This is a genomic window from Enterovibrio nigricans DSM 22720, assembly GCF_900167155.1.
In the GTDB taxonomy this organism is placed as follows: domain Bacteria; phylum Pseudomonadota; class Gammaproteobacteria; order Enterobacterales; family Vibrionaceae; genus Enterovibrio; species Enterovibrio nigricans.
Map to the genome: position 1 here is coordinate 1 of NZ_FUXU01000105.1, position 10,530 is coordinate 10,530.

The window sequence follows — 10,530 nt, forward strand, 5'->3', positions numbered from 1 at the left end:
ATCGTAGCTTCTAGATTTAGTTCCATCGATTTAAGCAACAAAGCCGACATACGGTTAAAAACTTTTAAAGAAAGCTGTTTGTCCAATATTTCCAGATCACTTCAGTCAAACTGCTAAGACCCCTCGCATAATAAAAAAGAGTCTTATCAAACTCATTACAACTCACACCGAAAAACTTGGCATTATTTACGAGTAAAACACCCAAGAATTCAGACATTAAATAATCAGAAATACTGCCATCACTAAGCATTTTAGCCACGATTCAGAGTGCCACATTTGAATTATTAACAAAGACATTTCCTTCTATATCCAGAAGAAAATAGTGGAGTACAAATCAGCCAGCCAACTTAATTAACGAAGTAGCACAAGGTTTTAGACACCTTTGTCAATTATCAGGAACAACTTTAGGGATCTCTAAAATAACATTCATTTAATATTAAACTCTGTTTATATAAAGACAGAATATTGGCATGTTTTGACTACCTTTGAGATTCAATACCTCACTACCATCATGGTGAAGAAAAAATATAGCTTTCCACTTTTCAGCCATGGAGGCAATTATGGCAGCAATACAATTTCCGCGTACTCGCATATCAAAATCAATATTAATATCACTATCACTTTTGGGCTCTGGTGCAGTTAATGCTGCAGGATATCAAATTGCCTTTGACTCAGTAGGTGGCTTAGGGAGAGCTTATGCGGGTGAAGCCGCGATTGGTGACAGCGCAGCCTCAATGGGGCGTAACCCTGCTACCATGACACTGTTTAAACGCCCTGAGCTGTCAGGTTCACTGATTTATTTTGACGCATCCATTGATGTCACAGGAAGCAATCCGCTTCAATCATCAAAAGACACGGTGCCATCAAATGTCGTTCCTGCAACTTATTACGTACATCCTTTGAATGAGAAACTGGCAGTAGGCTTAGGTGTTTATTCAAACTACGGCTTAGGCACGGATCTAAAAGACGATTTTCTTGCCGGCGATGTGGGTGGTGATACCGAACTCCTCTCCGTGAATTTCAACCCTGCAATTGCATATAAAGTAAACCCAATGCTTAGCATTGGTGCGGGCGTGAGCCTGATTTACGCCACGGGCGAAGTGAACCGACATTTCGGGGGAGGCGCAGGAGCCTTTGGAAAGAATTCATCAGACACCATACTTAGCTGGGAAGGTGAAGATTGGGCGTTTGGCTGGAATGCTGGCGCACTTGTCGAACTCGATGAATACAACCGATTCGGCGTGTCCTATAGAGCAAGTGTTGACCTGAATCTCGATGGCGATTTTACCGATTTCACACCCGGTGTCGTAGCCGTTCCTGGCGGCGGTAAAGTCTCCGCCAGTTCAACTGTTCCATTGCCGACCATTGTTGAACTGTCAGGCTTCCATCAATTGAACACAAAGTTAGCCGTTCATTACAGCGCATTATGGACCCAATGGAGTGAATACACGGAATTCAAAGCGACCGGTTCTGGCTGCAGCGTTACAGGAGGAACTTGTTTCCGTAAAGCTGAAGAGTATAACGATTCCTGGCGTTGGGCCCTTGGCGCAACCTACCAGTTGAATCCGGCCATTAAACTCCGTGCTGGTTTCGCACTTGATGAAAAAGCGGGCAAAACAACGCTGAGCATTCCTGATCAGGATGCCTACTGGTATTCCGTTGGCATGAACTACCAACCATCATCAGATTGGTCAGTTGACTTAGGTTTAGCGTACATGGACAGATCTGAAGAAACGTTCACAGAGACAAGTCTGTTTGCCGCTAACCATGAATACCAAACAAAAGGGCACCTCATCATTCTTGGCGCTCAAGTAAACTATCGATTCTAGTCCAAACGACAGCCCTATCACCAAGCCCGCAACTGCGGGCTTTTTGTTGCTCCAATAGTGTTGCCCTCCGACATACTGAACACCCAAAATCAATTTGCTACGCCCTCTCCTCCACTTTCATCAACACAAGACGGTATACAGGCAAGTAAACGGAAGACACTGGATTCTGCTGGTGTGACTGGCATTAATATCCGCCGTGCGACTTAGCCATGAATATTAATGTCATTAATTAGGGAATGGCACGAGTATGGGGTTTCGCCGCAGCAACGCAGCAACGCAGCAACGCAGCAACGCAGCAACGCAGCAACGCAGCAACGCAGCAACGAGAATACAGGCGTGGTTATAAATAACAAAAAAAAGCCCCGACGGACTCGGGGCAAACAAACAACGGCTAGGACAAAAAAGAACTATGGAGCAATTTTCTCGGCAATTTCTCGTAGGTCTTTACGGAGAATTTTGCCAACGGCAGTTTTAGGAAGTTCAGTAACAATGATTATTTCTTTTGGCACTTTATACGGCGTCAGGTTTTCACGGCAGTACGCCTTCAATTCATCGAGATCAAGCGCTGGAGAAGCAGTTATATAAGCGCGAACTGATTCACCCGTTTGATCATCAGGCACACCAATCACAGCAGCCTCTAACACATCTCCATGAAAACAAAGTACATGTTCAACTTCACTCGGATAAACATTAAAGCCAGAGACAATCACCATGTCTTTCAGGCGGTCGACAATTTCAACACACCCATCTTCGAGAATGCGCCCCATGTCACCCGTTTTGAAATACCCATCTGGCGTAATTGCCTGTTTCGTCTCTTCTGGGTTATTCCAGTACTCTTTCATCACCAAATCGCCTTTCACCACGATTTCGCCCACCTCTCCTTCCGGCAAGCGTCTATTGTTAATGTCCCATATTTCTAACTGGGTGCCTTTCAGTGGTGGACCGACAGTTCCGTAATGCTCTTCACCTGGGAAATTTAAAGAAATAACAGGCGAGGTTTCAGACATGCCATAACCTTCAGTAATCGAACATCCCGTCACTTCTTTCCACGCAAGGCGAGCACTTTCCACTAACGCTGTACCGCCCGAAAGGGTCAATTTCAACTCAGAGAAGTCCAGTTGTTTAAATCCTTCGTGATTACAAAGGCCAACGAACAACGTATTAATGCCTGCAAATCCTGTGAACCGATGCGGTTTAATCTGCTCGACAAAAGCGTCAAGATCTCTAGGGTTTGGAATCAATATATTGGTATTGCCTTGCGAGAAAAACAGAACCAGATTTATCGCAAACGCATAGATATGGTAGAGCGGCAACGGACACACACAAAGCTCATTGCCCGGATCCGCATTGTCAGCCAACCTATCGGCAGATTGAAGCGTGTTGAAAATAACTGAACGGTTCGTCAGGCACGCACCTTTAGCTAACCCTGTTGTGCCACCTGTGTATTGCAGCATACAGATATCATCCGGCGACACGTTCGTTGCCTGCAGTTCCATGCCCTTTGCACTATCAATAATGTCCGCCATGTCTCGCTGGAGAATGGGGCGTTGTGTCGGCATTTGGGGTAGATCACCCGCATGAGATTGAACAATCACGCTGATGTCTGTGTCATTAATAATTTCGGCAAGCTTACGCGATAAAGGAGAAAATACGACGATCGCTTTTGCCCCTGAGTCACGAAACTGATGCAGCATTTCCCGCTGAGTGTAGAGAGGATTGGTATTCACCAACACCAATCCAGCCCTTAACGCGGCGAATGCAGCAATCGGAAACTCAAGTATATTCGGCAATTGAATAGCAATGCGGTCCCCTGGTTTCAAGGACGTGTAATGTTGAAACCAGCATGCCAAAGCACGTGATTTCTCTTCCACTTCTCGATACGTCAGCGTTTCTGCTCCGCAAATAAACGCCACTTTATCTCCGTAATGCTCGCAGGCCGTTTCGATCATATTGGCGAGGCTGAGCGCCGCCAGTTGACTCTTGTCTTGCATCATTAAGTCCTCCTTTACGACTTAAAATTCCTTGTCCTAACTAACGAAAAAACGGTAGAACAATTCATGCATTTTCTTTCCATAGGGTGGAAATAACATATCACTGAAAAAGAGTCGTCCCCGTTTCAATACAGATTTCGAGTGGGAAAATGTGCGGAACCCTTCAATACCGTGGTAACTCCCCATGCCGGATTCACCAATACCGCCAAACGGCAGATCATCGACAACAACATGAAAAGCGGCGTCATTAATGCACACACCGCCAGCATGAGCATTCGTGAGTACATTATCTTGGAAGGCTTTGTTGAAATTCTGAATATAAAGCCCCAAAGGCCTTGGACTTCCGTTAATGGAATCAATCACTTGCTGGACATTGTCATAAGCAATGATTGGCAGTATTGGGCCAAAGATCTCTTCACGCATCACTGACATAGCCCCATTCGTTTCTGCGATCAGGGTGAGAGGCATGAAACACGTGGCTTCATCAGATTTCAGTTCACCCAATGGAATAACGTCTGCCCCTAGCACGCTGGCTTCATCGATATAGCTTTGCAAACGGCGGAATTGGTTACGGTTTATAATGCGTGTTCGCTTATCGCACCCTTCATGGTTGGGGTACATTGCGTTGTAACGCTTTTTAATTGCCTCAACCATTTCACTCACGCGGTCTTTTGGGCAAAAAATATAATCAGGCGCTACACAGGTTTGTCCGGCATTCATTGTTTTACCGTAAATAAAACGCGCTACCGCAACATCCATGGGTATTTCATCATCAACGATGACAGGAGATTTCCCCCCCAACTCCAGCGTCACTGACACCAGATTTTCTGCCGCCGCTTTCATGACATGCCGACCCACTTGTGTTGAGCCAGTGAATAGCAAGTGGTCAAACGGCAACGATGAAAACGCCTGAGCCACTTCCGTTTCACCCTGAATCACGCAGACTTTCTCTTGAGGAAAGATATCAGCGAGTAAACGCGCCAAAACAGTATTGGTGTGGGGGGTAAACTCCGACACTTTGATCATCGCGCGATTACCTGCTGCCAATGCAGCAACAAGTGGACCCATCGCTAAAAACACGGGGTAATTCCACGGCGATATAATGCCTACGACACCTCTCGGTTGGTAAATCACCTCTGCTTTCGCAGGTTGAAATACGATCCCGACATGGCGTTTTTGAGGTTTCATCCACTTACGAAGATGTTTAACTGCATAGTCAATGCTCGATAATGACGAGTAAATATCGCCCAAAAGGCTCTCGTCATGACTGCGATAATGAAAATCTTTTTCCAACGCCATTAGCAATGTTTGCTTTGATGCCAGCAACCCTTTTTTCAGTTGCTTTAGGTCATTAATACGCTCGGCATAGCTCGGATAGGGTGCCGCCTGAAATGCAGTTTTTTGTTTTTGTAGGATAAGTTGAAGGTACACGGCATCAGGGTTTACGTCATTGCCTAGTGCTGTAACCTCAGAGAGATGCTCTGCATTTGTCATTGATAACTCCTCGTGTCAAACGCTGACTTCCTATCATTGATCGCCGCCTTAATAACGGATTAAAGAAAATCAGAATGCTCCTGAATGAACACTATGAGTGAATAATTACTCGTTGCCATTGTTCATTCATGCCAAAGATTTGTCATTGAAAGGAAGAGTCACAAATTTCGAGATCGTCAAAAAACTGCTTTTTAAACAGGGACAAAATTGACGACAATGAGGTTGGTTTGACGTTAGTGTCGCGCGTTAGAGCTCAGACAGCGTGCTTTCAGTAAGGTAATTCTGACGATATTCACCAGGGGCACACCCAACCCAACGCCTAAATGCCCGATTGAAATTGGCTACATTCGAAAAGCCCACTAAGTACCCAATTTCACTGATACTTAAATGTGGCTGTTTTATGTAGTTCAAGGTCAAACGTTTACGGGTTGAGTCAAGAATATCTTTGTAGCAGGTCCCCTGTTCACTCAGTTTACGCTGTAAATTTCGTAAGCTAAGGCCGAGTTGCTTGGCAACATCAGACTGGGAAGGGGCACCCATTGGAAGATCTTCAAGAATTTTGTTCTCAATAAGATAAGTCAGGTTTGTCTTATCAACCCGGCTCATAAACTGATTGAGCAATTCCATGTGCACTTGGTTCATAACAGGGTTATTACCCAACGCACGTTGCTTGGCCATCGCCAAATCAAGAACAACGGCTGTACGATCAGCGTTATATTCGATAGGACAATTAAAAAACGAAGAAACAGATTCACTGTTTGAACGCGGCTGAGGGACGGATATTTGTACCCTTAGCGGGTCGAGGCCACCGTCTACGAGGTCGCGTGCAACCTGCACAAGGGTCGCTAAAAACGATTCAATTAAATCAGGCGAAAGGACATATCGGCCACTGTCTGGATATCGATAAACCTGGAATTCAACAACGAGTTCATCGCCATCTTCATAGGTTTCCATATTGCTGCAGTTTGATACAACGCGTTTATATTTCGATACACGCTCTAAGGCTTCATGCAAGCTATACGCAGACTGAACCGCATAGCCCAACGCGTGCAGTGCTGACGGATGAAAATGACGCGCAACTTCGATATTAAACTGGCGATCGGGCACTAAGGCGTTACAGTGCTCGAACAGGTTGCCCAAGCTCACCACACAGATACGCCCTTCCGGGTTATTCACTTCGGCAGGGTCTATTTTGAATTTTTCCAGTGTACTATTTGGTTCAATACCCAGTGCCTTCATCGCACGAGTCACAGGAATGATCCAACCACTTAACGTAGAATAATACGCACTCATCTCAACTACTTCACATCATACAACTCTCTCAAGTGTTGCAACGATGTTGCAGTCTGTAAAGCTACACCTACTCACAAATGAGAACAATCATATGTTGACAGAGGGCATTTGCAGCGATTACGCCGACAACGTTATAGAAAAACAAACGAAATAAACGCAGTGGAAGCAACCGCAACGACAAAAAGCGAAAGAAGTAATTTCCGCGTTAGCTCTCGCCTATTTGTGACAGTGTAATGGTGCGCTATCGTATTTTTCCTCTTAGTGCTGAGATTAAGAGCAACCCAAGTGAGGAAAAGTAACGTAAGAATACCTAGCGTAGAAAGCACACTCAGTTTAATGAGCAGCAGTACAGCAGCCGTTAAAGTCAAACTTGTGCGTGTCCACGCGAGTTGGCTCCGCTCTCTTTGCAAACCAAGATCACGCTCAACGCAACGATTCATCTGATAGAAACCATGGCAATCAACGCACCCACTGCCAGAACAACGGCCGTCAATAAAAAGAGACTTTTACTGTAGCGAAATGGCTTCTCCAACCGCATCGCGTTTTCATTTTGATACCAACGTAAAAATGCCCACGCCCCTGTTAAGACAGAAACAAATGATAGAATTGCTGGCAACCACCCTGTGTAGAGCGGTAACACCTCATTGGAATGTGAAGAGAGTATGTCAATACCAATTGCAGTCGCCAGAAATGCCAAGGATGTTCTTATCCACGCTAAAAACGTGCGCTCATTGGCCAATGAGAAACGATAATCAGGCTCTTTACCTATTTTCACCAGATATCACCTCTTTTCATTACGACCACCTGCTTTCACGACACTCCCCCTACTTCTGTATGGTTCTGATGGAACGCAATGCCTTAGACATTTTCCCCTGATCGATAAGGGTGTTCAGCTTAAAATAAAGCACGTCAAACGCGACCATTTGCAGCAATTGAGACGTCACCATACCTAACTGTTCGTGAGTTTCGGAATAGCTATAAGGGATCACGTAGTCAGACATCAATGCGACTTTACCCTTGCCAAAGCGCGTTAACGCAATCACTTTTGCTCCCGCCTCTTTGGCCTTTTCAATCGCGGTAATCACTTCAGGGGTTTCGCCACGCGCGGAGATCACAATAAGGAGGTCTTTCCCTGTTAGAAGCGATGCCTGAACGATTTGAGAATGGTAGTCAGAATTAAAGTGTACATTCAGGCCCGTACGGATCAGCTTATGATTAATATCTGACGCAACGATGGCAGAAGCCCCGATCCCTGTCAGAACAATTTTTCCACTCGAAAGCATCACCTCTGCGCATTGGTCGATAATATCCGGCTCAACTAAGCTCAATGACTGTTCAATTTTGTCCGTAAACAACTGCTTGGATTTGCTGAGGATAGTCTCGGTTGTATCGTCTGATGAAATTTCCTGATACAACGAATTCGTGCCTGCCTGAGAAGCCATCTGTTGCGCTGACGCTGCTAATTTCAGTTTTAAATCCGGAAAGCCAGAACACCCAAGACTTTTCGCATATCGAATGATTGATGAGTCACTCATACCCAGTTGTGCGCCGACTTTTGTGGCACTTTGCTCGGCTAAATCAAACCCTAAATCTACGATGAATTGTGAGATCTTCCGCTCGTTGGCACGCTTAGAGTGCAGCAAGGCTTTTACTTTATTGACAAAGGCGTTCATTCGCTTCCTATCATTTATTCCTATACGCAAGCAAACACGTCTTGATTGCTTGCGTATAGGGGCCAATTTATCGGCCCCTATATATTCATTGTTTCGCTGTTATGTCTAATCTTTAGGCTCAGCAAAACCAAGCACTATTGAGGCAATAAAGCCAACCACCCAAGCACTCAATACTGCCAACATAAAGTGAATGATTTGGCCTTCCCCAACGAGGGGAATCAATGACAAACCTGCGGTTCCGAATGGAATGATAATACCAACTTTGAAAGCGGCCATCACTGCACCACCGGCAAATCCACCGATACAGCCTGCAATAAACGTTTTACCGAGCGGAAGAGAGACGCCAAACAATAGTGGCTCACCCACACCAAGAATACCGACAGGTAGTGCACCTGTAATGGTCTTTTTCAGGCGTTCATTTTTGGTCTTCAAGTACACATAGGCAGCGGCACCCACCTGCCCCATACCGCCCATTGCAAGAATTGGGAAAAGATAGTTAAGACCAAAGGTTTCAAGGATTTGCGCATGAATGGGAATTAAACCCTGATGCAGGCCAGTAAGAAGCAGGAATAAGAAACCACCGCCCAATACACCACCCACGGCAACAGAGCCTGCTGAGTCATTCAGCAATGCAACGGATACCATGCTGCCAAGCCACATATTTACCGCGTGTGCAATCGGCTGAAGGACCATTAATGCTACCGCCGAGGACACGATGATCGTTAATGTGGGTGTCAAAATGAGGTCAAGGCTTTCTTTGCAACGGCTGCGGAACCAGAGCTCGAATTTTGAAGAGAATATACACACCAACAATACGGCGAACATACCGCCGCCACCAGGTACCATTTTATTACCGAACAACTCAATGTTTGCCAATGCTGGACTTGCAAGAATCGCTGCCATTACCGCACCAATGGCTGGTGACGCCTGTAGCTCTTTCGCCGTGTTCATACCGATCATGATCGACAGAACCGCAAAGACCGCGCGTCCAACCACATTGAACAATTCAAAGATGCTTGCATGCGCAGTAACAAACTCAGGCGACACAAGCTTAAAGATGTTCACCAGACCAAGAACCAGGCCACAACCAATTAATGCTGGGATCGTAGGGACAAAAATTGCTGCCAGTGTATTCAGCGCTTTTCTTACTGTCATTGGCTGTTTTTCTACATCCGCTGCTGCCGGTGTTGCGCCCGACTTGTTGAGACGCTTTGTCAGAACGCCAGCAACTTTGGCAGCCGTTCCCATGCCTACAATGATTTGAAACTGCTCACCAGCATCAACCACGCCTTTAACGCCTTCAATTTTCTTCAGCGCATCTGCGTTAAACATAGAGCGGTCTTTCAGCACAACGCGTACACGCGTCATACAGTTTGTTAGTGTTGCAACATTTCCAAACCCACCGATGTATTGCTCAATACCATCGGCAATGATTTCCAGATGTTCTATCTTGTTAGCCATACTACTTTCCTTGGTCTAATTGCTCATTGAGCGAGCGGTAAGGTTGAGATGCAATGTCTTTTGCTTCGCTAGCGGAAATATCAAGGGAATGAAGAAGTACTGCTGCACGAACGTTGTAACCCACGTCTTCCAGCAAACGGATTGCCACTGCTTCTTTTACATCACAAATCTGCATGACCATGTTTTGAGCACGGACACGCAGTTTTTCATTGGTCGGTTTCACATCAATCATCAAATTGCCGTGAACCTTACCTAGCTGAATCATTACAGCGGTGCTGATCATGCCCAGCAGCATTTTTTGTGCTGAGCCACTTTTCATGCGTGTTGATCCCGCAAGCACTTCCGGCCCGACATCAGGATTGATGAAGAGATCAGCATATTCGCAAACGAGTCCATGACCACGGGTCGTAATTGCCACTGTTTTTGCGCCAATTTCGCGCGCATATTCCAAGCCGGAAATCACAATGTTACCGCCGATGTAAAAATGACCCACTAACGTCGATTTAAAATTGACCCACCTGAGACAAAATGTCTGTTCGTTTCATGGATAAAACGGCGGACTATGATCAATCAGGAGCAACTAGTGGATATACACGTTTTACATCAACAGGGCCAAAGCATCCGCCGTATCGCAAAGACGTTGGGTGTATCTAGAAACACGGTGAGAGTTTACCTTAGGAATAAAGACAGACTTCCTGTGTACCCCGAACGTCAGTCACGCCCGTCGAAGCTAGACCCCTATTACGATTATTTACTTGGTCGCATTGAAGCAGCAAAGCCACATTGGAT

General features: G+C 45.7%; 9 protein-coding genes. 2 read left to right on the forward strand and 7 right to left on the reverse strand.

The window, feature by feature from the left end:
• Positions 1-560 precede the first annotated feature (560 nt).
• Positions 561-1,829 (forward strand): outer membrane protein transport protein, encoded by a 1,269-nt coding sequence (locus B5D35_RS20930; RefSeq protein ID WP_078754428.1) that lies wholly within the window; start codon positions 561-563, stop codon positions 1,827-1,829.
• Between the two features lie 407 nt (positions 1,830-2,236).
• Here the strand turns inward: B5D35_RS20930 and B5D35_RS20935 are convergent, their stop codons facing one another.
• The 7 genes from B5D35_RS20935 to B5D35_RS20970 form a co-directional block, all read right to left on the reverse strand.
• Positions 2,237-3,823, reverse strand: coding sequence for an AMP-binding protein (locus tag B5D35_RS20935; RefSeq protein WP_078754429.1), 1,587 nt, complete (start codon positions 3,821-3,823; stop codon positions 2,237-2,239).
• A gap of 33 nt (positions 3,824-3,856) precedes the next feature.
• The gene (locus B5D35_RS20940; protein ID WP_078754430.1) at positions 3,857-5,314 is read right to left on the reverse strand and encodes a coniferyl aldehyde dehydrogenase; all 1,458 of its coding nucleotides are present in this window, start codon (positions 5,312-5,314) and stop codon (positions 3,857-3,859) included.
• A 246-nt stretch (positions 5,315-5,560) separates the two neighbouring features.
• Complete coding sequence (locus tag B5D35_RS20945; protein WP_078754431.1) at positions 5,561-6,607, reverse strand: AraC family transcriptional regulator; 1,047 nt, start codon at positions 6,605-6,607, stop codon at positions 5,561-5,563.
• 436 nt (positions 6,608-7,043) lie between these two features.
• Complete coding sequence (locus B5D35_RS20955) at positions 7,044-7,382, reverse strand: YidH family protein (RefSeq protein ID WP_078754433.1); 339 nt, start codon at positions 7,380-7,382, stop codon at positions 7,044-7,046.
• Positions 7,383-7,431: 49 nt separating this feature from the next.
• Positions 7,432-8,280 carry a MurR/RpiR family transcriptional regulator gene (locus B5D35_RS20960; protein ID WP_078754434.1) on the reverse strand — a complete coding sequence of 283 codons (849 nt, stop codon included), beginning with the start codon at positions 8,278-8,280 and terminating at the stop codon, positions 7,432-7,434.
• A gap of 105 nt (positions 8,281-8,385) precedes the next feature.
• Positions 8,386-9,741 carry a PTS transporter subunit EIIC gene (locus tag B5D35_RS20965; RefSeq protein ID WP_078754435.1) on the reverse strand — a complete coding sequence of 452 codons (1,356 nt, stop codon included), beginning with the start codon at positions 9,739-9,741 and terminating at the stop codon, positions 8,386-8,388.
• Between the two features lies 1 nt (position 9,742).
• Positions 9,743-10,234 carry an N-acetylmuramic acid 6-phosphate etherase family protein gene (locus B5D35_RS20970; RefSeq protein WP_078754436.1) on the reverse strand — a complete coding sequence of 164 codons (492 nt, stop codon included), beginning with the start codon at positions 10,232-10,234 and terminating at the stop codon, positions 9,743-9,745.
• Positions 10,235-10,303: 69 nt separating this feature from the next.
• Between B5D35_RS20970 and B5D35_RS20975 the strand changes: the two genes are divergently transcribed.
• Positions 10,304-10,530: helix-turn-helix domain-containing protein (locus tag B5D35_RS20975; protein WP_139367821.1), on the forward strand; the 227-nt coding region annotated here is incomplete at its 3' end.

Bases quoted from the DNA above. Each gene is read 5' to 3' on its own strand.
- B5D35_RS20930 (WP_078754428.1), top strand. From the start codon at position 561: ATGGCAGCAATACAATTTCCGCGTACTCGCATATCAAAATCAATATTA.
- B5D35_RS20935 (WP_078754429.1), bottom strand. From the start codon at position 3,823: ATGATGCAAGACAAGAGTCAACTGGCGGCGCTCAGCCTCGCCAATATG.
- B5D35_RS20940 (WP_078754430.1), bottom strand. From the start codon at position 5,314: ATGACAAATGCAGAGCATCTCTCTGAGGTTACAGCACTAGGCAATGAC.
- B5D35_RS20945 (WP_078754431.1), bottom strand. From the start codon at position 6,607: ATGAGTGCGTATTATTCTACGTTAAGTGGTTGGATCATTCCTGTGACT.
- B5D35_RS20960 (WP_078754434.1), bottom strand. From the start codon at position 8,280: ATGAACGCCTTTGTCAATAAAGTAAAAGCCTTGCTGCACTCTAAGCGT.
- B5D35_RS20965 (WP_078754435.1), bottom strand. From the start codon at position 9,741: ATGGCTAACAAGATAGAACATCTGGAAATCATTGCCGATGGTATTGAG.